Source organism: Minwuia sp., assembly GCF_048263705.1.
Lineage (GTDB): Bacteria > Pseudomonadota > Alphaproteobacteria > Minwuiales > Minwuiaceae > Minwuia.
Genome location: NZ_JBLXDV010000006.1, coordinates 63288 through 87916 on the forward strand (window position 1 = coordinate 63288; position 24629 = coordinate 87916).

Annotated in this window: 21 protein-coding genes; 3 read left to right on the forward strand and 18 right to left on the reverse strand. The window is 63.6% G+C overall.

Annotation, left to right across the window (positions count from 1 at the left end):
* Window positions 1-162 precede the first annotated feature (162 nt).
* The 5 genes from ACN0X7_RS10305 to ACN0X7_RS10325 all read right to left on the reverse strand — a co-directional run bounded on the left by ACN0X7_RS10305 (window position 163) and on the right by ACN0X7_RS10325 (window position 4983).
* The gene (locus ACN0X7_RS10305) at window positions 163-975 is read right to left on the reverse strand and encodes an SDR family NAD(P)-dependent oxidoreductase (RefSeq protein ID WP_417516832.1); all 813 of its coding nucleotides are present in this window, start codon (window positions 973-975) and stop codon (window positions 163-165) included.
* A complete protein-coding gene (locus tag ACN0X7_RS10310; RefSeq protein WP_417516834.1) occupies window positions 972-1535 on the reverse strand; it encodes a carboxymuconolactone decarboxylase family protein in 564 nt (187 codons plus the stop codon). The genes ACN0X7_RS10305 and ACN0X7_RS10310 overlap by 4 nt, the downstream gene beginning before the upstream one ends.
* Window positions 1536-1659: 124 nt before the next feature.
* Window positions 1660-2883: an alkyl sulfatase dimerization domain-containing protein gene (locus ACN0X7_RS10315; protein ID WP_417516836.1), complete on the reverse strand. Its 1224-nt coding sequence runs from the start codon at window positions 2881-2883 to the stop codon at window positions 1660-1662.
* Window positions 2884-2951: 68 nt separating this feature from the next.
* On the reverse strand, window positions 2952-3983 hold the full coding sequence (locus tag ACN0X7_RS10320) for a TAXI family TRAP transporter solute-binding subunit (protein ID WP_417516838.1): 1032 nt from the start codon (window positions 3981-3983) through the stop codon (window positions 2952-2954).
* Window positions 3984-4299: 316 nt separating this feature from the next.
* Window positions 4300-4983: a TetR/AcrR family transcriptional regulator gene (locus tag ACN0X7_RS10325; RefSeq protein ID WP_417516840.1), complete on the reverse strand. Its 684-nt coding sequence runs from the start codon at window positions 4981-4983 to the stop codon at window positions 4300-4302.
* Between the two features lie 178 nt (window positions 4984-5161).
* On the opposite strand from ACN0X7_RS10325, the gene ACN0X7_RS10330 reads away from it, so the two are divergent.
* On the forward strand, window positions 5162-6223 hold the full coding sequence (locus ACN0X7_RS10330; RefSeq protein WP_417516842.1) for a 5-methyltetrahydropteroyltriglutamate--homocysteine methyltransferase: 1062 nt from the start codon (window positions 5162-5164) through the stop codon (window positions 6221-6223).
* Here ACN0X7_RS10330 and ACN0X7_RS10335 read toward each other — a convergent pair.
* Entirely contained in the window at window positions 6202-6543 is a 342-nt protein-coding gene (locus tag ACN0X7_RS10335; protein WP_417516844.1) for a GYD domain-containing protein, read from the reverse strand. The two genes, ACN0X7_RS10330 and ACN0X7_RS10335, sit on opposite strands and share 22 nt — an antisense overlap.
* Window positions 6544-6591: 48 nt before the next feature.
* On the opposite strand from ACN0X7_RS10335, the gene ACN0X7_RS10340 reads away from it, so the two are divergent.
* Window positions 6592-7047, forward strand: a complete 456-nt coding sequence (locus tag ACN0X7_RS10340) for a YaiI/YqxD family protein (protein WP_417516846.1) — start codon at window positions 6592-6594, stop codon at window positions 7045-7047.
* Between the two features lie 14 nt (window positions 7048-7061).
* Here the strand turns inward: ACN0X7_RS10340 and ACN0X7_RS10345 are convergent, their stop codons facing one another.
* The 4 genes from ACN0X7_RS10345 to ACN0X7_RS10360 all read right to left on the reverse strand — a co-directional run bounded on the left by ACN0X7_RS10345 (window position 7062) and on the right by ACN0X7_RS10360 (window position 11788).
* The gene (locus tag ACN0X7_RS10345; RefSeq protein ID WP_417516848.1) at window positions 7062-8648 is read right to left on the reverse strand and encodes a stimulus-sensing domain-containing protein; all 1587 of its coding nucleotides are present in this window, start codon (window positions 8646-8648) and stop codon (window positions 7062-7064) included.
* A 14-nt stretch (window positions 8649-8662) separates the two neighbouring features.
* On the reverse strand, window positions 8663-9358 hold the full coding sequence (locus tag ACN0X7_RS10350; protein ID WP_417516850.1) for a response regulator transcription factor: 696 nt from the start codon (window positions 9356-9358) through the stop codon (window positions 8663-8665).
* 109 nt (window positions 9359-9467) lie between these two features.
* On the reverse strand, window positions 9468-10829 hold the full coding sequence (locus tag ACN0X7_RS10355; RefSeq protein ID WP_417516852.1) for an MATE family efflux transporter: 1362 nt from the start codon (window positions 10827-10829) through the stop codon (window positions 9468-9470).
* Entirely contained in the window at window positions 10826-11788 is a 963-nt protein-coding gene (locus tag ACN0X7_RS10360) for an ABC transporter ATP-binding protein (protein WP_417516854.1), read from the reverse strand. The genes ACN0X7_RS10355 and ACN0X7_RS10360 overlap by 4 nt, the downstream gene beginning before the upstream one ends.
* Window positions 11789-11904: 116 nt before the next feature.
* On the opposite strand from ACN0X7_RS10360, the gene ACN0X7_RS10365 reads away from it, so the two are divergent.
* Window positions 11905-12081, forward strand: a complete 177-nt coding sequence (locus tag ACN0X7_RS10365; RefSeq protein WP_417516856.1) for a zinc-finger domain-containing protein — start codon at window positions 11905-11907, stop codon at window positions 12079-12081.
* Here the strand turns inward: ACN0X7_RS10365 and ACN0X7_RS10370 are convergent.
* The 8 genes from ACN0X7_RS10370 to ACN0X7_RS10405 all read right to left on the reverse strand — a co-directional run bounded on the left by ACN0X7_RS10370 (window position 12075) and on the right by ACN0X7_RS10405 (window position 24503).
* A complete protein-coding gene (locus tag ACN0X7_RS10370; protein WP_417516858.1) occupies window positions 12075-14576 on the reverse strand; it encodes a toll/interleukin-1 receptor domain-containing protein in 2502 nt (833 codons plus the stop codon). The genes ACN0X7_RS10365 and ACN0X7_RS10370 overlap by 7 nt on opposite strands.
* Before the next feature lie 27 nt (window positions 14577-14603).
* Window positions 14604-16304, reverse strand: a complete 1701-nt coding sequence (locus tag ACN0X7_RS10375; protein WP_417516860.1) for an AMP-binding protein — start codon at window positions 16302-16304, stop codon at window positions 14604-14606.
* A 193-nt stretch (window positions 16305-16497) separates the two neighbouring features.
* Entirely contained in the window at window positions 16498-18864 is a 2367-nt protein-coding gene (locus tag ACN0X7_RS10380) for an amidase (RefSeq protein ID WP_417516862.1), read from the reverse strand.
* Complete coding sequence (locus ACN0X7_RS10385) at window positions 18861-19586, reverse strand: ATP-binding cassette domain-containing protein (RefSeq protein WP_417516864.1); 726 nt, start codon at window positions 19584-19586, stop codon at window positions 18861-18863. The genes ACN0X7_RS10380 and ACN0X7_RS10385 overlap by 4 nt, the downstream gene beginning before the upstream one ends.
* Window positions 19573-20634 (reverse strand): ABC transporter permease subunit, encoded by a 1062-nt coding sequence (locus ACN0X7_RS10390; protein WP_417516866.1) that lies wholly within the window; start codon window positions 20632-20634, stop codon window positions 19573-19575. Before ACN0X7_RS10390 ends, ACN0X7_RS10385 begins: the two co-directional genes overlap by 14 nt.
* On the reverse strand, window positions 20631-21500 hold the full coding sequence (locus ACN0X7_RS10395) for a branched-chain amino acid ABC transporter permease (protein WP_417516868.1): 870 nt from the start codon (window positions 21498-21500) through the stop codon (window positions 20631-20633). Before ACN0X7_RS10395 ends, ACN0X7_RS10390 begins: the two co-directional genes overlap by 4 nt.
* A 36-nt stretch (window positions 21501-21536) precedes the next feature.
* Window positions 21537-22793, reverse strand: a complete 1257-nt coding sequence (locus tag ACN0X7_RS10400) for an ABC transporter substrate-binding protein (RefSeq protein WP_417516870.1) — start codon at window positions 22791-22793, stop codon at window positions 21537-21539.
* Between the two features lie 93 nt (window positions 22794-22886).
* Window positions 22887-24503: a flotillin family protein gene (locus tag ACN0X7_RS10405; RefSeq protein WP_417516872.1), complete on the reverse strand. Its 1617-nt coding sequence runs from the start codon at window positions 24501-24503 to the stop codon at window positions 22887-22889.
* Window positions 24504-24629 lie beyond the last annotated feature (126 nt).

Consider the following 24629-nt stretch of genomic DNA (forward strand, 5'->3'; position numbering starts at 1 on the left):
TTTGATCAGGAAATAATTTTCGACATGATAACAATACGTTAAGCAAGCATTGCGCGTGCCCTCAAACTGATCAGGTGCTTACCGAACAGGCAGGGCAGCGCCGAAACAGAGGAAAAAACAGGCAAACACAAATTTTGCCTGTTTTTCATTCATTTTTCAGAATCAGCCGATCCGCGCGCTGCCACCACCATCCACGGGCAGTACGATCCCGGTGATGAACCGTGCCTCGTCCGAGGCCAGAAACAGGCTCGCGTAGGCCGTATCCCAGGCAGAGCCCATCTGCTGGCGCAGCGGCACGCGGGCGGCGCGCTTCTGGCGGATCTCGTCTGCCTCCACCCCATGGAAACTGGCATTGCCGACAATCGCCATCGGCGTATCCATCAGCCCCGGCGCGATGGCATTGCAGCGCACGCCGTACCTGGCATTGCCCATGGCAACGTTGACCGTCAGGCGGTTCATCGCGGCCTTGGACAGTTCATAGGCCGTCATGCCCGACGTCGCGATCGCCGCGAGCGATGAGATATTGACGATGCTGCCGCCACCAGCATCGCGCATGACGGGCACCGCTTCGGCGATCATGCGCCACGCGCTCTTCAGATTGACCTCCATGATCCGGTCGAAGGCGTCCTCTGTCAGGCGGTGGGCCGGCGCGTCGCCGCCTCCGCCGATCCCGACGTTGTTGACCAGGATGTCCAGCCGTTCCAGACCGTCACGCGCCCGTGCGATGAGCATCTCGCAATCGGTCTGGCTCGTGACATCGGCCTGCATGGCTTCGCCTGCGCCGCCTTCAGCGCGGATCATCTCGACCGTCTCGTCTGCCCTTTCCAGGTCCCGGTCCGCACAGATCACATGCGCTCCCGCCCGCGCGAACAGCACGGAGATCGCGCGGCCGTTGCCGATTGTCTCGCCGGGAGTCTGGCCGGCACCGGTCACGATGGCGACCTTGCCCGCCAGCCGGCCGCCGACGTCATTCATCGCTTCAGGTCCGGGTCGAGGACCAACCCGTCATCAAGCTGCACGCCGAACGTGTTCAGCATCATCGATACCTGCGTGTACTGGGCCACCGTGAAGACCACATCCATGCGCTGCTTCTCGGTGAGCGATGAGAGCGCGTCCCATGTCGCATCTGAAATGAAGTGATCGCGCACCAGTTCGTCGGTCGCCCGGAGATAGGCCCGGTCCAGATCGTTCCAGAGCGGTGAGTCAGGGCCTTCCTTGATCCGCTGGATCTCGATATCCGTCAGTCCGCAGTCTCGCCCGATGACCTCGTGCTGCGCCCATTCATACCCGGACGAACACAGATAGCCGGTGCGCAGGATGATCAGTTCCCGGTCGCGCGGGCTGAGATCATTGCGATCCGACAGCACATAGCCGCCCCAGAAATTGAACCGCTTGAACGCCCGCGGCGCGCGCACCAGCGTCCGGAAGATATTCAGCACCGGTCCCCAGTTGGCCAGCGGCTTCAGCGCTTCCTTCTGCTCGTCGGTAAACTCGTCGTCCTGCAATGGCGTGATACGTGCCTGATTCAACCGCATGTTCGTGCTCCTCCCCTGAAAACATCCGGCCCCAGCATAGCCGGAAATACGGCGATGCACGTCGCAGAATAGGAAGGGTCACATATGCAATTGCCTGCCAGCCTGGCTGCAGCTCGCCTGGTGGTCAGCCCCGGATCTTCGCAGCGCAGGACCGGTATAGGTTGCGGCTGACGACCGACGGGTGCGATTGCGCGAACCCGTCCAGCAGTTCTGCCTTGAATGCCCGGGCCGCCCGCACGTTCACATCATTGCCGGGCGCCAGCGCCAGCAGGTCGATCACATGCAGCGCCAACTGCGGCTGCCCGCGATCACGCAGGGCGCGCGCGCGGTCCAGAACGGCCTTCCGGTCCGTGATCGCGGAAAGGATCGCGTCGGCGGCATCGACAGGCGCGCCGGGATGCAGGTCCGTCGCGTTGCGGCTGGTCCACCAGCCATTCTCGGAACGGTAGATGTCGCGGACGATGTATTCCGGGCAGCCGTAGATCGGCTTCATGGCCGGATGCTCGAAGATCTCAGATGGATACTCGATATCGTGGATGACCTCGATATCCGTCATGCCGGCATTCATGCGTTCGACAACAGCCTGACGCAGATAGCGTAACGCGCGCGCACCGACCCCCAGCGTATCTGCGATCTGTGCCTCGCCCCTGACAGGTGCACCCCATTCCGGGATCAGCAGTTCCGGCCGGCGCGCGATCATGGCTTCCAGTGTCTCCGCCCATCGAATGGCGTCACGGATTGTGCGCACCGGCGTGCCAACGTTGGGGCATGACTGGATCACCGCCGAGCCGCCGTAGAGGATCCGTTCTTCGGCAATCCAGAAACCGATTGCATCATCGGTTTCGGAGGGTGCGTGGAAGACCTCGATCTCGCGATTTCCGCCGTCGATCGTCAGATTGGAGTCAAAGGTCTCGTCAGGAAAACACAGCTGTTCTGCATGGACCGTGTTCGCCAGGCCTCCGTCGGGAAACTGCATGCTGTTCAGATAGCCCTGCAGGCCTGCCGTCTCGATATAGCGATGATAGCGGCGGACCAGATTCTCGTGCGCAATCAGGCGGGGCGATGGATCGCCGCGGTCCTGCGCATGCCGCTGGTAGGCCGGTATGCCGAAATTGTAACCAAGGTGGCCGTGACTGTAGAGGATGGCGTGAATGGGCAACTGCGTCACGGACCTGAGGCGCTCGATCATGCGCTGCGGCAGGCGCCTGCCTCCGCCCGTATCGACCTGCACGACCCCCGCCTCGGTCTCGACGGCGCAACTGTTGCCGAGCGCGCCAATCAGGTGAATGCCCGGCGCAATGGTCTCAAAGAATTCGGACGGTTTCACAACCTCCGTTTCAATGCTCATCTAATCCCTCTCCGTCAATGGGTGACGGGCCCGGTCGGCCTTACGGCCTCCCGGACCCGAGCGCCGGATCAGTTCGCCTGCGGCGGCACCAGAGTTGCCGGGATATCGATGCCCTGCTCCTTGTAGTAGCGGTAGGCACCCGGATGCAGCGGCACATTCATCTCGTTCAGTGCCGTCTCCAGCGTGATCACCTTCATCCAGGGTGCCGTGGCGTGGATCTCGTCCAGATTCTCGAAGAAGGTGCGCACCATGTCATAGGCCAGCTGCTCGTCCAGCCACCTCTGCGTCTGGATACCCACCCACGATCCGATGGAATCCACCGCTTCGGTGTTGACCTGGTTTTCGTATACGCCAGGGGGAATCTGCCAGATCGTCCGGCCCGGATATTTCAGTGCCGCCTGGATCAGTTCGTGGTCGAACTTCTCCTTCGGAATGCCCAGGATCCGGATATCCCGCACCAGCGCAAACTGCTGGATCTGCGGGCTCGGGATACTGGTCGGCACGATATAGACATCCATCTGCCCGTCGAGGAACGCAGTCTCGGCCGACGACCAGTCATACCGCATCGCCTCGTAACCCGCATCCGGCTCAAGCCCGGTCACAGCCTGAACGACATCCTTCATCACCTTGGTCGCAGCGCCCGCCGGGGGGCCGAGGAAGACCTTGCGCCCCTTGATATCGTCAAGCGTCTCGATGCCTGAATCGGCATAGGTCACGATCTGATACGGACCCAGCGGATAGTTGATCAGCCCGCGCAGATCCTTGTTCATCTCGGCCGCGTTCTTGACCTTGGCGAACATGGCCGCGCCGTTCTGCATGTACCAGTTGATCGTCGGCGCACCGGTGTAGAGGTCGACCTTCTGCAAAGCCGCATCGACTGCTGATTTCGTCGCCGGCTTGCCCGTCGAGATCTGGATCTCGATCGGCAGGTTCTTCTGCACCACCTGTGTGAAGGCGATCATGAACTGCCCGACCGTCGTCCCCGGTGGATTGCTGTCCATTGTCAGAAAGGTCTTGTCCTGTGCCTGGACCTGAAAGGCCAGCAAACCGGCGGCGGCAACCGACACTGGCAGCAACCTCGAAAACAGCTTCATCATCATTTCCTTGTCTCCTCCCTGACCGGGCGGCCTTCGCTGTCGAGACCGGAAGCAGGTCACATCGGCGCGCCCGGATTCACCAGCCTTTGCCCAGCCAGTCTTATTTCAATTTCTAACTCATACAGGTTAATTCAACACAGGCAGCAGGCAAGAAAAATCGACCGAACCTTGCAATACCCTCGAGAATGGCCAGATCAGGGGGCTTCTTCGGACAAGCCTGGATCCAGAGAACAGAGTCTGCAAAGTTTGATTCACTCAATCGAGTTAATGCTGCCTGCTCTGGACGACAGGAGCAGATCGGTCGCGCCTGACTACGGCGTCACTGGTCGTCGAGGGACTTCAGGGCGGCAACAACCTGCGCAGACGGTGACGCCTCGAAGATGGCTTCCACGGCATCGATCAGGTTCAGAAACTCGAGCTCGGCAAGTTGCCAGTCGCAAGCTTCCGAAAGGGATCGTTCGACCCGCGACAGCGAATTGGCGACCATCTGCAGGGCCAGACCATAGCGGTGCTTGACCAGGGTCTCAGGCAGAAACGGCTTCGATCGCAACAGTGCGTCCAGCCCCAGCTTCAGTCCTTCCGCCCGCTCGTCCCGCTCGAACTGTTTCCAGATCGGGCGGTCGAGCCATAACATGCTCTGGAAGCGGAGATAGTAGGTGTCACCCTTGTTCGCGCGCAGATGCTCGGTCAGCGGTCGCACCAGCGCCTCGGCAATATCCCTGGAATCCAGTGGCAGGTCGCCCCGCCGCTCGGTAGCGCTGCGGATCATATCAACCCGCGCAGTGTTGATCGGTCCGGTCCGGTGTTCCAGAATTGCCGCGACAACGCCCTCGCGGGATCCGAAATAGTAATGGATCGCGCTCTCGTTACGCTGACCTGCAACCTGATTGATGCGTCTCAGCGACGTGTTGGAGATGCCCTCTTCGGCGAAGATGCGCTCGGCAGCCAGGATCAGCGCCAACCGGGTTTCCTTGACCGAAGCCGACCTGTGGTCTGATGCCATGTCTCGCGTCTCAACTTTCCTGAACGCTGCCGAGCGGTTGCGGTGCGCGGACCGGCATCCGACAGATCGCCGGCTGCTTCGGGCCTGTTTCAATCGCATCGGGCGATTCCATCCCTATAATACCAAGGCTGCATGATAGACCGCTTGCCGCACTCGCAAAGAACAGAAAGGGCAGACCATGCAATTGCCCCTCATTCCGACCATGCTCGTGGGCAGCTATCCTCAACCGGGCTGGCTTGTCGACAGATCCGTCCTGCTGGGCAGCGGCCCGCCGCGCGTTCGCATGAAGCATGTCTGGCGTCCCGACGAGAACCTGCTTCAGGAAGCCTTCGACGATGCGGCGCTCATCGCCCTGCATGATCAGGAACGCGCCGGAATCGACATTGTCTGTGACGGCGAGGTGCGCCGCGAAAGCTATTTCAATCACTTCGCAAATGCGCTGGACGGGATCGACATCGACAGGCCGGGCGAAGTTCCGGGCCGGACAGGCAAACCGACACCGGTTCCAAGAGTGGTCGGACCAATACGCCGCCGCAGCCCCGTCCAGACCGACGAGATCGCCCTTCTGCGCCAGCAGACTGACCGACCCATCAAGATCACGCTGCCCGGCGCCTTCACCATGGCCAAGATGGCGCTTGATGAATATTACGGCGACACTGGCAGACTGATCGATGCCTACGCGGACGTCCTGAACGCGGAGATCATCGACCTGAAACGCGCCGGGGCCGACATCATCCAGCTCGACGAACCGCACATGCAGGCCCATCCGGAAGAAGCATCGCGATATGCCATCGATGCAATCGAGCGCGCACTGGACGGCATCAACGGCATGACCATCGTGCACATGTGCTTCGGCTACGCCTACGTCGTGAAGGACAAGCCCTCGGGATATTCGTTCCTGCACGAACTCGACGCCTGCTGCGCCACGGCCATTTCGGTCGAGGCCGCCCAGCCGAACCTTGACCCATCAATCCTGTCGCGGCTTCCGTCCAAGAAGATCGTCTACGGCGTCATTGATCTTGGAACCGAAGACGTCGAGACCCCGGAGACCGTTGCAAGTCGCCTCCGCAGGGCGCTGACTCACATCGAACCGGCACGCCTGATCGCCGCCCCGGACTGCGGCATGAAATATCTGCCGAGGGACGTCGCTTTCGGAAAGCTGAAAGCTCTGACGGCAGGCGCGGCAATCGTTCGGAAGGAACTGGCCGACAAGGGCATTCAGGATCTGGCCGGCGTGTAACCCGTTGGGGTTTCGTCTGCCAATCGGAACGACTCGACGAATGAGTCCATGCCCATCAACGGGATCGCCTTCGAATATTTGGCAAGGCCGAAGGAGTCCGTCAGGTGCAGGTTCGCGGCCAGCGCCGCGTCGTCCGGCATCTCGTAGATGTAGACCATGTCCCATTCACCGTAGGAGCCGTACTGCGCGATCGGCGTGCCGCCGAAATCCGCAATCGCCTTTCGGTGAATGGCGGCCCGGTCCCGCACAGCGGCATCCGCGACCATCGCCGCCTTCTGATCGTTCTCGTATTTCACCAGATACAGCACAAGCTGGCCCATGCGACACCTCCCCTTTTCAGTTGATCAAACGACAGCTATGCAGACCGCATGATCAAAATCTACATCGATGCCGATGCGTGCCCCGTTCGCAACGAGACCCTGCGTGTGGCCGAGCGACACCGGCTTGAGACCTACATCGTCTCGAACGGGGGCATGCGCCATCACGAGAACCCGCAGGTGCACACGGTCGTTGTGGCAGACGGTCCTGATGAAGCCGACCGCTGGATCGCCGACCGGATCGAGCCCGGCGACATCTGCGTCACGGGCGACATTCCGCTGGCTGCGCGCGTCATCGAGAATGGCGGCACGGCAATCCGTCACAACGGCGATACCTTCACCGAAGCCAATATCGGCCAGCAGCTTGCGACGCGGGACCTGATGGCCGATCTGCGCGCATCCAACCCCTTCATGACCGGCGGCGGTGGCAAGCCTTTTTCGAAGAAGGACCGGTCGAACTTCCTGAACCGCCTGGAAAACATGGTTCAGGCGGCCAGGCGCCGATAGCGCCGGCGCGGCCTTCAGACCTTGTACAGCGGCAGCCGGACGGTGAACCGCGCGCCCTTCATGCCGATCAGCAGGCCATGCTCACCCAGATGGCGGATGTTCTCGACCTCGATCGTGCCGCCATGGGCCTCGACAATCTGCCGGCAGATGTTCAGCCCCAGTCCGGAATGGCTGCCGAAGGCTTCGGAACTCGGACGCTCGGAATAGAACCGCTCGAAGATCTTGGCCTTCGCCTCGTCGGGCACACCCGGCCCCTCGTCCTCCACGCTCAGCACCACGTGAGACTTCTCGTAGAAGACCCGGATCAGCACGCGCCCGTCCGGCGGACTGAAGGAAACCGCATTGTCGACCAGATTGCGCAGCACCTGACCCAGCCGGTGCTCGGCCCCCATGATGGTGAGGGGGTCCCCCTTCGCCACATCGACCTCGATATGAACCGAGCCGCGCGTGCTCTGCAGCACTTCCTTCAGGTCCAACACCATGCGTCCGATATCGACCGGCTCCCGCTCGATCCGGCCCATTTCAGCGTCGATGCGGCTGGCATCGGAAATCTCGCTGATCAGCCGGTTCAGCCGTCCGACATCCTGCAGGATGATCTGGGTCAGTTGCTCGCGCTGTTCGGGCTTGTCGGCGCGCTCCAGCGTCTCGATGGCGCTGCGCAGGCTGGTCAGCGGGTTCTTCAGTTCGTGGGCGACATCCGCGGCAAAAGCCTCGATCGCGCCGACGCGGGCATTCAGTGCCGTCGTCATGTCACGCAGCGAGGCGGACAGGTCGCCGATCTCGTCACGGCGGCGGCGCAGGTCGGGAATATCGGCCGACCGCCCGCCCATGGTCCGCACCCGGTCAGCCGCCTGCGACAGCCGCTGGATGGGGCGAATGATTGACCGCGACAGAAACACCGACAGCAACAGCGTGATCAGCGCCGCAGCCGCAAAAACGGCCAGCGTCGCGATCTGCTGTCGCCGCACGGCCCGGTCGATCTCGCGGCTGTCATCGGTCAGCATGACCGCCCCCAGCACGCGCTTCAGCGCCTGTACGGGCACGGCCACACCGATCACCAGGCGACCGTCGTTCCGCTCCCAGATGCCGCTGGCCGTCCACCCTTCCAGCGCGCGGGGGACGCCGAACCAGTCCCTCACACCCAGCAGACGGTCTTCGCCATATCGCGGATAGACATCGCGGCGCGGCAGCCATCCCATCGCGCTGTCCCATTGATCCTGCAGCCACGACAGGGGCCAGACCAGCTTGTCAGGGTCGTAGATCCGCCGCGCCTCGACATCCCGGCCCGACGTCGGCAGCTGCCGGCTGTCGATCATGATCCGGCCCTCGGCATCATAGAGACGAATGCGGGCACCCGTGGTCAGCACGGCACGGCGCGTGATGTAGGACGCCAGCGATGCATCGATCCTGAGGTTCTCGATGGAGCCGGCCAGTGCGGCTTCACCCAGCGCGCCCGCGACCAGATGGGCTTCCTTGGTCAGCGCCTCCTGCCGGGCATCCACCAGCCCGGCACGATACTGGTCCAGATAGAACCAGGCCCCCACCAGCACCAGAAACGCGGGCAGATTGATGGTCAGGATACGAAGGGCCAGCGGCGACATTCGGGTATGCGCGATCAGGTCTCGTGAAAGCGATAACCGACACCATACAAGGTATCGATACCCGAAAACCCTTCATCCACTACCTTGAATTTCTTGCGTATCCGCTTGATATGGCTGTCTATCGTTCGATCATCGACGTAGATGTTGTCGTCATAGGCAGCATCCATCAGCTGATCGCGCGTCTTCACGTGGCCGGGCCGCTGCGCCAGCGATTCCAGGATCAGGAATTCCGTGACTGTCAGCTTCACTTCCCGGCCGCGCCAGTCGCAGCGGTGCCGGTTCGGGTCCAGCACAAGATCGCCGCGCTGCATGATCTTCTTGTCGGTTTCGACAGCACCGGAGGCGACGTCCCGGCGACGCAGCACCGCCCGAATACGTTCGATCAGCAACCGCATCGAGAATGGTTTGGTGATGTAGTCGTCGGCACCCATCTTCAGGCCGAGCACCTCGTCGACCTCATCGTCCTTCGATGTCAGGAAGATGACCGGCACGTCGGACGTACGGCGCAGACGCGTCAGGGCCTCCATGCCGTCCATGCGCGGCATCTTGATGTCCAGCACCACCAGATCGGCTGGCGTGGTCGCAAGACCGCGCAGGGCCTCGACGCCGTCGCCGAAACTGCGGACGCGATAGCCTTCGCCCTCCAGCGCGATGGAAACGGATGCGCGGATGTTCTGATCGTCATCGACCAGCGCTATTGTATCGCTCACGTCGTGCCCTCCTCATGGACGCAGGTATGAGGATCATTCCTGACAGCGAACCGTGCCGCCAATTCGACCAACATGCGGCGGAATTGGGGCGGATGCAACGACGCGCGGATCAGGACCGCCGCAGGGGGCGCTTCGCCATCACCAGGAAACGGGCGCCGTTGATCAGCGTCGCCGCGACCACACCGACGTAGATGCCGCCCATCAGCCCGGCCGTGCCGTAGCCCATCTCGAAGGCGAGCACCCAGGATACCGGGGCGGCCAGGATCCAGAACGCGACGATCTGCGCACCCATCGGAAACCAGACATCGCCCAGCGCGCGCAACGCATTGACCAGCACGGCCTGGGTGCCGTCGAAGATCATCATGGAACCGGCCACGGCCAACGCGGGCAGGGCGAAGGCGGCCACGGCGGGATCGCCCGAATAGACGTTCACCAGCACCTCCGGCATGGTGAGGAAGAAGCTGCCCAGCACGGCCATGATCACAACCACCAGACCGATGCCGGCCAGCCCGGCCCCGCGCACACCCGCCGGGTCCTGCCGCCCGACCGCATTCCCGACGCGCACGCCGGTCGCGGCCCCCAGTCCGATGGCCGACATGAACACCAGCGCCACCAGATTGTGCGCGATCTGATATCCGGCGGTCGCGTCATTACCCAGAAATCCGGCCATCTGCGTCATGGCCATGAAGGCGGCGACCTCGACGAACATGGCCAGCGCCATGGGATAGCCGAGACGGCGCAGCCGCCTGCCCACGGCCCAGTCACCGCGACTGTTGCGGATTCCGAACCGGTCCCGGTCCCGCATCCACCAGATGTAGCCAAGGATGACGAAGGCCGTCATCCAGCGGGCCAAGGTGGTCGCCAGTGCGGCGCCTTCGGCACCCATGCCGCTGAACCCGAGGTTGCCGTAGATCAGCACCCAGTTGAGGCCGAAATTGACGACATTCGCCCCCAGCATGATCAGCATGCCCGGCAGCGGTCGGCTGAGCCCCTCCAGAAAGAAGGAGCATGTCACGAAGATCAGCACGGCGGGCATGCCGAACCCCAGCATCTGCATCACCCGTCCGCCGTTCTCGGACAGGACCGGCGACTGCCCGATCAGCAGCAGCAGTTCCTCGCCGAACAGGCACAGGATGACGAACACCAGCCCAAGCAGCCCCGCATGCCACAGACCCGTCTTCCAGATCGTGCCCGAGCGCGCCGGCTCACCGGCCCCGTCGGCCTGGCTGGTCAGGATCGACACCCCCAGCAGGAAACCGAGTCCCAGCATCGTCAGCGCGATTGTCGGCGACAGGCCGATACCGAACGCGGCAAGCTCGTCGCCGCCCGCGCGTCCGGTCATCGCCGTGTCGACGGCCATCATGATCAGCACACCCGAACGGGCGACGATCACCGGCCCGGCGAGTTTCAGGGTACGCGTGACATCCCAGAGCAGTCCGGATGATCGGGGAAGCTGCGCATCGGCCGTCACGCGGCGGCGTCCGGCGTCGCCCGGGTGATCGACAGGAACACGTCTTCCAGATCCGACTCTTCGGTCGAGATGTCGACGATCCGGTATCCGGCCTCGCTGACCGCGTTCAGAAGATCACCGATCGATGATTCCGATGGCCGGTATGACAGGGCGATACGCCCGAAATCGTCGATCGTCGCCCCGCGGGAAGACAGCGCTTCCGGCAGTGCACCGACATCCCCGTCGACACGGATCGCAATCGTCTTCTGATCCAGGCGCGCGACCAGGGTTGCTTTCGGTTCGCTGGCCACGAGTTCGCCCTGGCTGATGATGGCGATGTGGTCGCAGAGTTCCTCCGCCTCTTCCAGGTAGTGCGTGGTCAGCACGATGGTCGTGCCGTCCTCGTTCAGCTTGCGGATATATCCCCAGAGCTGCTGCCGCAGTTCCACATCCACCCCGGCGGTCGGTTCGTCCAGCACCAGCACAGGCGGGCGGTGGATCATGGCCTTGGCGACCAGCAGACGTCGCCGCATGCCGCCCGAAAGGGTGCGCGAATAGACGTCGGCCTTGTCGGCCAGCCCCATGGCGTCCAGCATCTCCATCGTCGCGCGTTCCCTGCGCGGCACGCCATAGAGACCGGCCTGAAACTCAACGACCTCGCGCGGCGTGAAGAAGGCATCCAGGTTCAGCTCCTGGGGGACCACGCCGATGGCGGCACGCGCCTGACGCGGCTGCCGGTCGATATCGCGACCCCAGATTTCGGCATGGCCGCTGGTCTTGTTCACCAGGCCGGCGAGGATGTTGATGAACGTCGACTTGCCCGCCCCGTTCGGCCCCAGCAGCCCGAAAAAGGACCCCTTCGGCACCGACAGGTCGATCCCCTTCAACGCTTCCTTGACGCCATCGCCCTTCTTGCCGCGATAGGTCTTGCGCAGGTCGGTCGTTGAAATGGCATCGTGGCCGGGCGTCGATTCAGACAAGGCGGGCTCCCGTGAAAATCAAGAACCGGGCTTTTAGCAGCCTCTCGCCGATTGCGCCACGCGTGGCAGAGGTTATGATCGCGCCCGCCGGAACAACATCACCTGAGCAGGACACCATGGCCGCAGCAGAAACCATCGAAACCACAGACCACCGCGTTTCATGCGACGGCGGCGGCGGCGCGCTGGGTCACCCCACCGTCTATCTGGAGATGGGTTCGAAGGATCACGTCGACTGCCCCTACTGCGGCCGCAGGTTCGTCCGCAGGACAGCGGGACAGCCGGGCGGTCACTGATCACGTTTCAGCGGTGCCTGCGGATCGATCAGTTCGGCAACAGGTGTGTCATCCAGCGCCGCGCGGCGCCGGAACGCCCGCCCGTTGATGTTCAGAACCACCTCACCGGTTTCATGCACCGTGATGCGGACCCCGGCCCCGCCGTGAGACATCTGCGGATCGGGAACCCTGACCGCCGATGTCAGGGGCGCGCGTGTCACCGGGTCCAGCAGCAGGAAGGCATCGCTGACGGCGACACCCAGGAAGCCGCCCGAATCGCTCTCGCGCAGCCACAGCAGATGCGGTTCCGCCTCCGGATCATCAGGCCGCATCCGGCTGGTCTCGAACAGGCGGACAGCCTCGAACCCCTCACCGGGCAAGCCCATGTGCAGCAGCCCCGTCTCGGCCATCACGGCCAGTTCTCCTGTGGAAAGCCATTCGATCGCACCGGCCCCCTCCGGACGGATCATCAGTTCGCGCGCATCGTCTGACAGGCGATAGAGGATGATCGTACTCTCGGTCAGCAACGCCAGCCGACCGTCCGGACCGAAGTCGGCATCCAGCACCTCCCCGAAGGACCCGATGCCCTCGACCGCCACCAGTGGAGACACGGCATCACCGGCAATCCAGACGTTCGCAGGCGGCGCATCCACGTCCTCGTTCGTCAGATCGATCCCGAAAGCGATGAGCGCGCCCTGCGCACTGACGCGATACCCGTTGTAGCCTCCGAAATGATGGAAAGAGGTGCACGTCATCCGCGCGTCCGGCGGTCCGAAACAGATGAGATCGGACTCCCCACCCGTGCCACCCCAGTCCACGATCCCGGAAACGACCGAAATTTCAGCGTTCACGGTGAACTCGGGAAGCACGAACCAGCCAGCCTCGGCTCCTGCAAATTGATTGATGCCGAAGAGTTCTTTCTGACTTTTCGTCAGTTGCCTGTGCAGGTTGATGCGCTGGATCATCCGGCGGGTCGTTGCGATGCCGTCTATCGGTTGCATCGCCTGCCAGATCGCTCCTTCCCGGACGGACTGCGGAAACGCAATGCGCTCGACAGGGCGCGGAACATCCAGCGCGCCCTCGAAGCCGCTGCGATCAGCAACACCGTCCTGATAGACCGGCGTGCATACATCCCCCATGTCGGCAACCGAAACCGACGGTTCCCGCCAGCCGGTGATATCGAACAGCCTGTCCTCGCAGACGCTGCCCACGTCCGGTTCGGCAATACCGGCTGCCGTGATTTCCGTGGAAGTGATGCGGATGCTGCAGGCGCTGTATCCGGGCGCATAGGTGCCGAAAAGCCTGACGCCACCATCCGCCTTCTTGTTCACGGCGCAGGGTCGGATCGCCCGGCGCGGCGCGGCCTCGGCTCTCAGATCGCCGTCATGGCCGTGAAGGCGAATGGCGCCGGTATCCGACACCAGCGCGGTTGCCCCATCCAGCGGTATGAACCTCGAAGCGGGGAAGCCGGGAAGCGGAACGAAGGTGCGGTCGCTGTGACGATACAGGTAAAGGGAGTCATTCAGCATGAAGGTGAAGCCGTCGAAATCTCCGATCTGAATGTCACCGGCTGGTGTCAGACCTGCACTGAGCACGCTCACGACAGTCTTCGACGGCCCCGGATCGAGGTCGAGAAGGGTTCTCAGACCGTCGGCCCGGTCTCCCGCACGCAGCCTGTCCGCCGCCAGGGACCTGAGCGCATTCTGCCTGCGCTGCTCCGCGACGTCACGCTGGCGCGCCGCTTCTGCCTCGTTCTGCTCGGCGATCGTGCGCTGCTCCTCGGCGGCAATCCGCTGACGATCCGCCTCCACACTCTGGAACCAGGCGAACACGGCCAGCGCAATCGTGGCGGCGGCGACCCCCATGGAACCGAAGACCCACGATCTCTGGCGCCGTGCGGCGGCGCGGCGGCTCTCCGAGATGAATGACGCCTGTAGCGGCGTGACCTCCGGCGCGTCCTTTGGATGCGTGTCGCGCCATTGTTCGGCATCAGCGATGTCCTGACCGCGCAGCAGCAGTCGCGCCGGCCGCCCCGCCTCATCCCAACGTCTGGCAAGTGCTGCGAGGCGCGTGTGCTCCCGGATCCAGTCGATATCGACATTCAGGGCCGAAACCAGACTGTCGACCGCATCCTCGAACCGGTCACGTTCGGTGCAGAAGATGAAATTGAGCCGCGCCAGCAGGGGCGGAATGTCCTTGCCCTCGACCTCCTCAATGACGATCGGGGCGATCCGCTTGTTCAGCGACGTGGCGTACTCGACCTCCCAGGCACAGACTTCCGACGCGGCAGAATGCGGGCTGAGCAGGAAGACGATCGTATCCGCTTCCTCGATCAACTGTTCCAGCCGGCCCTTCCACTCCTCGGTCGGCAGAATGTCGTCGGTGTCCTTGAAGACGCCGAAATGGCGCTCGCGCAGCACGTCCGCGATGCGCTGGGCGCGGTCCCGGTCCTTGCGTGAATAGGAGAGGAAAACCTTGGCGTCATCACCGCCGAGTTCGATGTCGTCCTGATCCATATCAGCGTCCGTCGTTTTCGTGTGCCGTCAGGCCGTCACCTTATCCGAAAGTCCAAGTTCTTTCATCATCGAGGCGCGCATCTCAATCTTGCGTGCCTTGCCCGTGACGGTCATCGGGAACTCGGCGACCGTGCGCACGTGGCGCGGCACCTTGAAGTGTGCGATCTCGCCGTCGCAGAAGGCCTTCACGTCGTCGAGCGTGATCTTCTCACCGGCCCGCGGCACGATCCAGGCACAGATTTCCTCGCCGAAACGGTCATCGGGCACGCCGAAGACCTGGACGTCCGCAATGCCCGGATGCCGGCGCAGGAACTCCTCGATCTCCGCCGGATAGATGTTCTCCCCGCCCCGGATGATCATGTCCTTCACCCGGCCGATGATGTTGCCGTACCCCTGCGCGTCCAGCCGCCCCAGATCGCCCGTGTGCATCCAGCCATCGCTGTCTATCGCCTCTGCCGTCTGCTCGGGATCGTTCCAGTAGCCCTGCATGACCAGATAACCGCGGGTGCAGATCTCGCCTTCCTGCCCGACCGGAACCGTCTTGCCCTCGGGATCGACGATCCGGACCTCGGCGTGCGGCTGTATCCTGCCGACCGTGCCCGTCCGCCGTTCGACCGGATCGTTGATGGCCGTCTGGAACGACACCGGCGCGGTCTCGGTCATGCCATAGGCGATGGTGATTTCTTCGGCGTTCATGTCGCGCGTGACGCGCTGCATCAGGCTGACGGGACAGGGTGCGCCGGACATGATGCCCGTCCGGAGCGACGAGAGATCGAAGCTCGCGAAATCGGGGTGTTCGACCATCGCCAGAAACATCGTCGGGACGCCGTGCAGGGCGGTCACGCGTTCCTTCTCGATGGCCTTCAGCGTGTCGCCTGCATCGAAGCTTTCGCCAGGAAAAACCATGCAGGCCCCGTGCGCGGTCGCTGCCAGATTGCCGAGCACCATGCCGAAGCAATGATAGAGCGGCACCGGGATGCAAAGCCGGTCCTGTTCGGTCAGCGCCATCGCTGCACCGGTGAAATAGCCGTTGTTGACGATGTTGCGATGGGTCAGCGTCGCGCCCTTCGGCGCACCCGTCGTCCCGGACGTGAACTGGATGTTGATGGCGTCCGTGGCACGCAGACGCGCTTCGATGCCGTCAAGGCGGCTGCGATAGGCCGCGCGGCCCCGCGCCATGACGTCCTCGTAGCGGAACATGCCCTTCTGTTCACCGCGCCCGAGATGGATCACAGACTTCAGCTTCGGAAGCTTCTGCGCATTCAGGCGTCCGGGCGCGCTGGTCTCCAGTTCCGGCGCGAGATCGTACAGCATCCGGAGATAGTCCGAGGTCTTGAATCTCGTCGCCGTGATCAGGGCAGTGCATCCGACCTTGTTCAGCGCATATTCCAGTTCCGACCTTCGGTAGGCCGGATTGATGTTAACCAGAATCAGCCCCAGCCGCGCCGTGGCGAACTGGGCCACCAGCCATTCGGGGCGGTTGGGCGACCAGATCCCGACGCGATCGCCGGGGTAGAGCCCGAGGGACAGCAGACCCGCGGCCAGACGCTCGACCCGCGCGTTCAACTCTGTCCAGGTCCAGCGCACCCGCTGTTGGCGGAACACCGCCGCCGGGCGGTCGGGCCACTTGCGCACGGCGCGATGCAGCAGGCCGGAGACCGTTTCCCGCCGCAACTCCGGTTCGGTCCTGCCCTTGACGTGCGAACGTCCGCCGATGGGCGCCGTCATTGGACGGATACAGCGAAAGCTTCTCCTTCCCCCTTGAGGGAAGAAGGTTGGGATGGGGGTGAATTGGGCGAAGCCGAAGAAACGTCGGCAGTAGAAATAGCCTCCGGCTTTATCCTCCATCGACCGCCTTCGGCGGCCACCTCCCCCTCACGTGGGGAAGGAGACGATGGAGCGGATAAGGCGGCCTTGCCCATCACATCTTGCGCCAGTCGCCGGCGCGTTCGAACGCGCCCGCGGCCTGATAGATCGTGCTTTCGGCGTAGTGCTTGCCGACCAGCATCATCGAGATCGGCAACCCGTTCGACATGCCGCACGGAATGGCCATCGCCGGGTGGCCCGTGGTGTCGAAGGGTGCCGTGTTGTTCAGCATCTCGAAAGCCCGCTGCAGATATTCCGACAGCGGTGCATCCGGCGCCGGGATCGGCGGCGCCACCATCGGCGTGGTCGGCATCAGCAGCAGGTCGTAGGCACTCAGCATCTTGTCGTATGTCGCGCGCAGCTTCCGCGACAGGTTCTGGGCCTTGGCATAATAGTGACCGCGATGATGCTTCAGGAAATACTGCCCGACCATCATGGAGATCTTCAGGCTGTCAGAGAGTTCGTCCGCCCGCTGCCGCCAGTTGGCGTGATAGTCCAGCAGGCTGGTGACATAGAGCCCTTCCCAGCCGGTGCCCATGCCGTTGCCGTTCATCATCTGGTTGGTCAGGCCTTCCAGCGCGATGGGCGTCCAGATTGCCGTGCCCATGTTGTGCATCGGGATGGAAATCTCATCGACCGTCGCGCCCATCTCCCGGAACTTCTCAGCCGCCGCCCGGTTGGCGTCGTCCACGGCGCGTTCGGACTCCTCGCGCCCGAACCCTTCCTTCAGCACGCCGATGCGCAGCCCGCCGACGCCGCGGTTCACCGCCGCCGTGTAATTGTCCACCTGCGGCGCGTACTGGCGGGGATCCAGCCCGTCCTCTCCGGCGATGACTTCCAGCATCAGGGCGTTGTCATAGACGTTCTGGGTCATCGGTCCCGTGTGGTCGATCGTGTTCTCGATCGGCATGACGCCGGAATAGGGCACCAGCCCGTGCGTCGGCTTCATGCCGTAACAGCCGCAGAAGCTGGCGGGCATCCGGATCGAGCCGCCCTGGTCGCCGCCGATGGCCATGTCGACCTCGCCCGCGCCGACCACGGCACCGGAGCCGGACGAGGAACCGCCTGCCGTGTGGCCGCGCTTGTGCGGATTGTGGACCGGTCCGGTCGAGTTGGTGTGGCTGCCGCCGGACAGGCAGAAGTGCTCGCAGTGCACCTTGCCGACGATGATCGCCCCGGCATCCAGCAGCCGTGTCACGACCGTCGCATCCACATCGGGGACATAGCCCTTCAGGGTGGACGACCCGTTCATCATCGGCACACCGGCGAGGCAGACATTGTCCTTCAGTGCAACGGTCCGGCCCGCCAGCGGACCGCGTGGCGCACCTTTCACTTCGGTCTTCACGTACCAGGCGTTCATCGCGTTCTCGTCGGAACCGGGACGGTATCCGGCGGTGCGCGGATAATCGACGGGCGGCAGGAAATCAGGCTCCGCATCGATCAGATCGTAGGACTGCATGTTCGGTTCCATCAGTTCCAGGAACTCGCTGATGCGGTCGTCCGACATGTACATGCCGAAGTCCTCGACGATGGCGCGCATCTGCGCAAGGGTCGGTCGTCTGACGGTCATGTAGATCGCCTCCTGTATGGGCGTCGGTCGCGCGGAAGATACGCCCCGTTTGCCGTCGGCAGACGGGATCGTCCTGCCGGTTGCGGCGGGTTCCGGCTGCGATGGCCGGACGGACGGGCGCGACGACGCACCGCCTGCGGCACCGAAACCGGTGAATTCGTCGATCAGGCTCTCGTCGCCGGAAGAGGCGTCGACCTCTCCGGTCACGACGCCCTTCTGCAACAGCAGGATCCGGTCGGAAAGGCTGCTGATGAATTCGAGATTCTGTTCGACCAGAACGATGGAAATCCCGCGGTCGTCGCGCAGCTTGGCCAGCAGTTCGGCGATGTCATCGACGATGGACGGTTGGATGCCCTCGGTCGGTTCATCCAGCAGGATCAGATCCGGGTCGCTGATCAGGCAGCGCGCCAGCGCCACGATCTGCTGCTCGCCGCCGGACAGGGCACCGCCCATGCGGTCCATCATCGGCTCAAGCCGCGGGAACTCGGCGACCATGCGTTCCACGGCCTCACGTTCGTCGGCGTTGTGCGCGGCGATGCCCATGCGCAGGTTGTCGGTCACCGTCAGCGTCGGAAAGATGCCCCGCCCCTGCGGCACGTAACCGATCCCCATGCGGCTGCGTTCGTGGGCAGGGTCGCGGGTGATGTCCATGCCATCGAAGTCGATGCGGCCGCCGGTCGGGCGGATGATCCCGCACAGCGTCTTCAGCAGCGTGGTCTTGCCCATGCCGTTGTGGCCCAGCACACCGACGATCTCGCCGTCACCGACTTCCATGTCGATGCCGTGCAGCACCGGCACCCGGCCATAGCCCGCGCGCAGTCCCTTGGTTGTCAGGATGGATTCGCTGCTCATTGGTTCTTGTGCCCCAGATAGACTTCGCGGACCCTGGGATCGGCGGATACGACGTCCATCGTGTCCTCGATCAGGATCGCGCCGCGATGGAACACCGTGACCTTGTCCGCGATCATGCGGATGAATTGCATGTCGTGTTCGACCACGATCAGGGAAGCGGTCTTGTTGATTTCGCGGATCAGTTCCGCCGTCAGCAGAACCTCGTCATGGGTCATGCCGGCGGCGGGTTCGTCCAGCAGCACCAGCCACGGCTCGGCGGCGATGACCATGCCCAGTTCAACCCACTGCCGCTGGCCGTGCGACAGTTCGTTGACCACCATGCGCCGGATGTCGCCCAGCCGGATGCGCTCGATCGTATCATCGACCAGGGTGCGCGCGCGCCGCCCGTCGTGCCAGCGCCGCGCCGCCAGCCAGATGTTCTCGTGGACCGTCAGCCCCTCGAAGACGTTGGGGATCTGCGTCTTGATCCCGACGCCAAGTCCCGCGATCTCGTGGCTGTGCGCGCGGCTGACATTGAGATCACGTATGACCACATCGCCGAACGTCGGCTTCAACTGTCCGGTCAGGCATTTGAAGAACGTGCTCTTGCCCGCGCCGTTCGGGCCGATCAGGCAACGCAGTTCGTTCTCGCGCAGGGTGAAATCCACCTGATCGACGGCAACCACGCCGCCGAAGTGCATCGACATGCCGCGCGTCTCGACGACGATCTCACCCTTCATCATGAGCCTCCGTCGCGGACCGGTTGCGTCGGCGGCGTCTCCGGCCCTGTCCCGCCATCGCACCGCGATGCCCGCGACGCCGATCCCAGAGGTCGATCACGCTGGGCACGATACCGCGCGGCACAAGCAGCACGAAGATGACAAGGATGACACCCAGCACCAGATTGTTGTTGATCGAACTCTGCTGCCCCAGCGTGCTGGTCAGGTAGAACATGCCGAATGCCCCGAGGATGGGGCCGATCAGGGTTCCCCGCCCGCCGACGATCACCCAGATGATGGTCAGCGCGGCGTTGTAGAGGTTGAACAGGTCGGGCGTCACCCGGCCCACACCGTTGGCGAACAACACGCCGGCCGCACCGGCGATGCCCCCAGCGATGGTGAACAGCAGCAGCTTGTTCAGGCGGATGTCATAGCCGATCAGTTCGGCGCGCAGCTCATTCTCGCGAATGGCCACGGCCACACGGCCGAAGTGGCTGCGCACCAGCCAGACACAGCCGAAATAGCCGATGATCAGCGCGGTCATCGCCACGTAGAACAGGTCTTCAGGAAACAGGAACCACGAAGCGTCCCCCGGCACATTGAGCGGTGGCGCGTTGATGCCGTTGAACCCGCCCAGCAGGGCATCGCCGATCTTGTATTCCGGCCCCGACGTGCGCCGCATCAGATTGTAGAAGATCAGCGAGACCGTCAGCGTGATGACCGCGAGATAGACATCCGAAACGCGTCCGTAGAAGACGAAATACCCCAGAACGGCTGCGAAACCCGCGGCCACCAGGATGGCGACCACGACCGCCCAGCTTGTGCCCCCAAAATTGATCGCGGCCACGACATAGGCGTATGCCCCGAGGCCGAAGAACGCCGTCTGCCCGAAGCACAGGATACCGCCATACCCCCACACGAGGCCGAGGCTGAGCGCCAGCAGCGCCAGCGCGATCGCCGTGGTCAGGTTGATGATGGTGAACAGTTCCAGCACTTCCGGCGCGCCGAACAGGAAAACGACTGAAATCACCCCCAGGATGACCAGCCAGCGGTTCTCGCGGGCTCGGTTCACAGGCTTTTCCGGAACAGTTTCGAGGTGATGCCCTGCGGCATGAGACGCAACAGGACGATGGCCAGCATCAGCATGCCGACTTCGCCGACCGTCGGGCCGGTGATGTAGCTGAGCACCGAATTGACCCCGCCGAGCAGGGTCGAGGCTGACAGCGTACCGGCCAGGATCGCCTGCCCGCCGGCAATCACGGTGATGAAGGCCTTGGCGATGTAGGTCGCGCCGATGGTCGGCAAGACACCGGTCACCGGAGCCAGCAGTCCACCGGCAAGGCCGGACACCGCCGCACCCACGCCGAAGGTGATGGCATAGATCTGCTTGGTGGAAACGCCCAGCGCCGAGGCGATCTCGGCACCCTGCATCGTCCCGCGCGCGATCAACCCGATCTTGGTGTAGCGCAGCGCGCAATAGGCCAGGATCGCCAGCACCGCCGTCACGCCGATCAGGAACAGCTCATATCCCGACGACGTGAAGCGCCCGATATGAACGGCCCCGATGGGCGGCGATACCGTGGTCGCGGTCTGCGCCCCGAAGATCGTCGTCACCAGTCCGATCAGAACCAGCGACAGCCCCCAAGTGGCGAGCAGCGTGTCGATCATCCGCCCGTAGAGGAAACGGATCATCACCCGTTCCACGATCACACCGATCACGCCGACCACCACCGGCGCCAGGATCAACATCGCTATCCAGACGTTGACCCCGGCGTTGGTGGTGATGACGACCGTATAGCCGCCCAGCATCAGAAACTCGCCATGCGCGAGATTGATGACGCGCATCATGCCGAAGATGATCGCCAACCCGAGCGAAATGAGCACCAGGTTGGCGATGCCGTAGACAATCTGCAGCCCGAGGGCGACGTAAAGGTCCAAGATCGGTTTTCCTTCCTTCGAGAGGAGACGCCGGAGCTATTCGATGCCCGCCGCCTTCAGCCCGTTCTCGAAGTAGAACTTCGCCTCGGTCGGGTTCTTCTCCAGATCGCAGACCAGCATCGTGTCCTTCGGATCCTGATCGGGGAAGCTCTCGATCACGTTGAACTTCTGATCCTGTACCTCGGCGATGTAGGCGTTCAGCGTGGCGTGATGCGATTTCGGTTCGATCGCGATCGTGCCGCTGGGTCCGTTGTAGCTGACCGGCGTTTCCAGCGCCTCGATCACCGCCATCCGGTCCAGCGTACCCGCCTTCTTCACACCTTCGGCCCAGAGGTGGATACCCTCGTAGGACCGCACGGCCAGTTCGTTCAGATACGGCGCATCCGCGCCGCCGTTGCGCTCCTGGAAGCGCTTCACGAAGGCCTGGTTCACCGGATTGTCCAGTTCCTGGAAGTAGGTGTAGGACGTCAGCATCCCGTTGCCTTCTTCCGCCGAGATCGACTGGTGCTCGTTGCCCAGACCGAACGTGGTGGACGCCACGGGAATGTTGCCCTTCATGCCTGCCGCCGCATACTGGCGGTAGAAGGAAATGTGGGCTCCGCCGACCAGTGCGGACCAGACCAGGTCCGGGTCTGCCGCCTGGATCTTCTGGATGGTCGGGCCAAAGTTGGTCACGTCCAGCGGGAAGAATTCCACCGCGACGGTCTCGCCGCCCTGTTCCTTCACGAACTTCTGGACCCAGTCGGCAATGATCTGGCCGTAGTTGTAGTCGGCCGCCACGATGTAGACCTTCTTGCCCCACTTCTTCATGACGTGCGGGACCAGCTTCTCGACCGTGTGCGCTGGGGTCGATCCGGTGCAGAAGACGTTGCGGTCGCAGACACCGCCTTCGTACTGCACGTTGTAGAAATACAGCGTCTGGAACCGGCCCAGCGTCGGGCGGATCGCCTCGCGCGAGGCCGAGGTGATGCCCGCGTGCACGACATCGGCGCGGTCGGACGCCGCCGCCTGCGTAGCGTACTGCGTGTAGAGCTGGATCGTCGACTGCGGGTCATACATGGTCAGATCGACCTGCCGGCCCAGCAGACCGCCGGCCTCGTTGATCTCGGCCACCGCCATCTCGGTCGCCGCGACCATCGGACGGCCGTAGATGTCCAGGCCACCGGACTGGTCCAGAATGCTGACCAGCTTGATCGGGTCCGCGGCGGCTGCCTTGCCCAGAATTGCCGGGGCGGACAGCGCCGCTGCCGTCGCCGCCGTGCCCTTCAGAAATGTCCTGCGTGTCGTGCTCATTGTTGACCACTCCCTGTTGTTCGGACCTTGCGGTCCACCATCCGGCCCCTGAAGGAGCCCATTCATGCACAGCCCCTCACAGGCTGGCGGATCCTAGTTGTCTTCGGCCTTCTTCGGCGAATCCTCGTCCAGCGTACCGGTGAGGCCCTTCAGGCCGTCGCCGACATTCATGCCGATGTCCTCGCCCAGCTTGCGGATCGCGGGCAGCTGCAGCGCCATGGCCAGCACGCTGTCCACGACCTGGTTGATCGGTGCGCCGCCGTCGCCACTGCCGCCGCCGGAGGCGCTGCCGCCCTCGCCGCCGGATGATCCGTTGAAGCCCGAGATGTGATTGATGCGGATGCTGTCGATCTTCTCGGCCGGCTTGGTCATCCGCGACACCACTTCAGGCAGCGCGGCGATCTTCGCCATGTCCAGCTTCAGACGCATCAGGTGTTCGCTCTGTCCGTTCTCGGCTTCGACCAGCGCCCGGCGGCCCTCGGCTTCGGCCAGCATCTCGATCCGTTTGGCGGTGGAACTGATGTCCGTCGCTTCCGCCTTGGCCTTCGCCATCGCCGTGATGGTACCGGTCTCGCTGGCGACCCGCGTGTCGTCGACCTCGGCCTCTTCCTTCGCGCGGATCAGGGCCAGCCCCTTCTGCCGCTCGGCCTCGGCGATGACCCGTGCGGTCTCGACACCCGCCTCGGCCTCGACCTTCTTGGCCTCTTCCAGCAGCGCCGCCGCCTTGGCCCTGGCCTCGTCGATGCGTTTCGCGGCCAGCGCGACCTCGCGCTCGTGGCGGGCGGTCTGCGTGTTCATCTCGCTCTCGACTTCCAGCCGACGGACCATGCTGTCGCGGTCGATCTCGGCCTGCTTGACCATCTTGTCGCGTTCGATGCGCGCGGCCTCCCGGCGGCGCTCGGCCAACGCCTGCTGTTCGGCGATCTCGGCCTGACTCTCGGCGCGTCGGCTCTCGATCTCGCGCTGTTGTTCCTGCTGGGCCAGTTCCGATTCCTGTTCGATGACGAACCGCCGCTTGGTCGCTTCCAGCTGGCTCTGACGGACGGCCACGTCAGCTTCGGAATCGATCCGCGCGCGCTCCTTCTTCGATGTCGCGATGATCTCGGACAGGCGACGCATGCCGACCGCGTTGAAGGCGTTGTTCTCATCCAGCGTGCCGAACGGCGTCTGGTCCAGACGGGTCAGCGCCACGTTCTCCAGCAGCAGGCCGTTCATGGCCAGCGTCGGTGCCAGTGCCTCGGACACCTCGCGGACATACTCGCCGCGCCTGTCCTGCAGTTCGTCCATCGTGTAGCGCGCCGCAACCGACAGCAGGGCGTCGACCAGCTTGCCATCCAGCGTCTCGGCCAGTTCCGATGCCCTGAAGGATTTCCCGGCCAGCGCCTGCGCGGCCGTGGTCACGCCTTCCTCCGACGGGTTCACCCGCACGTAGAATTCGGCGGCGGCGTCCACCCGCAGACGGTCGTTGGTGATGATCGAACGCTCGCCCTTGCGCTCGATCTCCAGCCGGATCGTCTTCATGTTCACTTCGGAAATCCGGTGGATGATCGGCAGCGCGATACAGCCACGCTCCATCACGATGCGCTGACCGCCGAAACCGGTCCGGATCAGCGCGACCTCGCGGCTGCCCTTCTTGTAGAAACGGTTCAGGAACAGAATTCCGACGACCAGAATGATGATCGCCACAATGATCGCGACTAGCCAGCCCATTCGAGCACCCCACCCATCGAAGAACGACCCGGACCATGCCGGCTGCCGTGAACATAATACGCCATGCCATCCCCGGGATCCGAGTTGAACTCACCGGGTTTTCAGCGTGGTATGAGGGGATCGTCC

Excerpts from the sequence above, each read along its gene's own strand:
- ACN0X7_RS10305 (WP_417516832.1), bottom strand. The coding sequence starts at position 975 with ATGAATGACGTCGGCGGCCGGCTGGCGGGCAAGGTCGCCATCGTGACC.
- ACN0X7_RS10310 (WP_417516834.1), bottom strand. The coding sequence starts at position 1,535 with ATGCGGTTGAATCAGGCACGTATCACGCCATTGCAGGACGACGAGTTT.
- ACN0X7_RS10315 (WP_417516836.1), bottom strand. The coding sequence starts at position 2,883 with ATGAGCATTGAAACGGAGGTTGTGAAACCGTCCGAATTCTTTGAGACC.
- ACN0X7_RS10320 (WP_417516838.1), bottom strand. The coding sequence starts at position 3,983 with ATGATGATGAAGCTGTTTTCGAGGTTGCTGCCAGTGTCGGTTGCCGCC.
- ACN0X7_RS10325 (WP_417516840.1), bottom strand. The coding sequence starts at position 4,983 with ATGGCATCAGACCACAGGTCGGCTTCGGTCAAGGAAACCCGGTTGGCG.
- ACN0X7_RS10330 (WP_417516842.1), top strand. The coding sequence starts at position 5,162 with ATGCAATTGCCCCTCATTCCGACCATGCTCGTGGGCAGCTATCCTCAA.
- ACN0X7_RS10335 (WP_417516844.1), bottom strand. The coding sequence starts at position 6,543 with ATGGGCCAGCTTGTGCTGTATCTGGTGAAATACGAGAACGATCAGAAG.
- ACN0X7_RS10340 (WP_417516846.1), top strand. The coding sequence starts at position 6,592 with ATGATCAAAATCTACATCGATGCCGATGCGTGCCCCGTTCGCAACGAG.
- ACN0X7_RS10345 (WP_417516848.1), bottom strand. The coding sequence starts at position 8,648 with ATGTCGCCGCTGGCCCTTCGTATCCTGACCATCAATCTGCCCGCGTTT.
- ACN0X7_RS10365 (WP_417516856.1), top strand. The coding sequence starts at position 11,905 with ATGGCCGCAGCAGAAACCATCGAAACCACAGACCACCGCGTTTCATGC.
- ACN0X7_RS10370 (WP_417516858.1), bottom strand. The coding sequence starts at position 14,576 with ATGGATCAGGACGACATCGAACTCGGCGGTGATGACGCCAAGGTTTTC.
- ACN0X7_RS10375 (WP_417516860.1), bottom strand. The coding sequence starts at position 16,304 with ATGACGGCGCCCATCGGCGGACGTTCGCACGTCAAGGGCAGGACCGAA.
- ACN0X7_RS10380 (WP_417516862.1), bottom strand. The coding sequence starts at position 18,864 with ATGAGCAGCGAATCCATCCTGACAACCAAGGGACTGCGCGCGGGCTAT.
- ACN0X7_RS10385 (WP_417516864.1), bottom strand. The coding sequence starts at position 19,586 with ATGATGAAGGGTGAGATCGTCGTCGAGACGCGCGGCATGTCGATGCAC.
- ACN0X7_RS10400 (WP_417516870.1), bottom strand. The coding sequence starts at position 22,793 with ATGAGCACGACACGCAGGACATTTCTGAAGGGCACGGCGGCGACGGCA.
- ACN0X7_RS10405 (WP_417516872.1), bottom strand. The coding sequence starts at position 24,503 with ATGGGCTGGCTAGTCGCGATCATTGTGGCGATCATCATTCTGGTCGTC.